The sequence below is a fragment of the Streptomyces rugosispiralis genome, from assembly GCF_024505145.1.
Lineage (GTDB): Bacteria > Actinomycetota > Actinomycetes > Streptomycetales > Streptomycetaceae > Streptomyces > Streptomyces rugosispiralis.
Genome location: NZ_JANIAA010000155.1, coordinates 1 through 1450, shown reverse-complemented (window position 1 = coordinate 1450; position 1450 = coordinate 1). Strand labels below are relative to the sequence as shown.

At 66.0% G+C, this 1450-nt stretch carries 1 pseudogene; it reads right to left on the bottom strand.

The features are described from left to right. Positions 1-1450, bottom strand: a pseudogene (locus tag NP777_RS46805) (SdrD B-like domain-containing protein); the annotation flags it as partial.

Here is a 1450-nt window from a genome sequence, read left to right as displayed (position 1 = left end):
GTTGTGGTCGCCGTCGAACCAGACCCGGTTGCCGATCTGGATCGGCGCGTTCGCGGCCTCGTAGGCGATATCGCCGAGCCCACCGGCCTTACCGAACCCATTGTCGGTCGGACTGACGAACTGGTACGCGTTGGCGGAATGGTTGTTACCGGGCCCTTGACCCGTGTGGATGTCGTAGTAACCGGTCCCGTCGGTGCTGTAGTTGTCGGTCGGGTCCAGCTGCGTGCTGATGACCCATTGCTGCTGCGGGATGTAGGCGACCGACCCTTGGGAGGCTTCGTTGTGCACCCCGCGGGGGTCGTTCGGTGCGCCGTTGTTCCGCACGTAGTCGCCCGGGAAGTATTCGACGACACCGCTGTTCTGGCCGCCGTCGGTGGCGGGGTCGGCGTGGTTGGGGCAATTCCCGGTGCCTTCCCACGCGTATCCACCGTCGGGATTGGCGCAGGCCATGTTGATGTCACCACCGGACATGCCGTTTTCCGGCGTGTCATTGCCCGGCCGGGGGTCCAGCCCGCCTCCACTGACCACGTCCATGAACCGGTCGCGGAAACCGACGATCATCGAACCGTCACGGGCGAAGGCGAGGGTCGCGAGCTCCGGCTGTGGATTGACGAGGGTACTTCCTCCGTTCACTTTGAATTGGTCCCAGGTCGCCAGGTTGGTGTTCCACGGGTTCCAGTGGTTTGCCTGGTCGTTCCCCTCGGCACCGGCATAGACGGTGCCGCGCTCGCCGGTGAGCGGCTGGGTCAGCACGGTGTCGAATTGTTCGCCGTCGTAGGTGTAGACGACGGCTTTCAGGTCTTCGCGCTTCTGCGTGCTTTCCGCGCTGCACACGCCACCGACGTAGAGCTTGTTGTCGTGTGTGGAGAGTGCGAATGGCCGCCAGTCGGTGGACGTGGCGCAGCCCGGGTCCGGGATGCGCACCGTCGCTTCGGGTGCGGATGCGGTGGTCCCGGTCGCGTCGAAGCTGACCAGGCGCCGGGTCAGCAGGTTCACCGCGTACAGCGTCGAGCCGTCCTCGGACAGGGCCAGCCCGCCGATGCTCTCCTTGCCGGGCGCGTTGGTGAACCCGGCGTCTTTGATCATGTTGGTGGCGTCGTGCGGCGTCGCCGTGGCGCCCGGCACCTTCGCGAACAGCTCCGGCGCGCTCCCACCGTCGGTCGGCGTGGTGTAGATCGCGTTACCGCCGTCCGGCCCGTACGGGGTGTACCGCCGGGCGAACGCGCCCTGGAACAGCCGCTTCCGGTACTTGTCGTAGGCCAGTGCGAACGTCGTGCCCACTTGGTCCTGCGTGTTGATCGTGGTCGGGCACGCCGTCTGGTCGGGACACGTACCTCGTTTGTCCGTCCCGAACGCCACCAGTGCCCGGGTGTCTTTCCCGCTGGAAGCATTCTGGATCGGCACGTAATACCGCGTGTCCGGCAGTGTGTAGTCGGCCGGGTTCCAGACT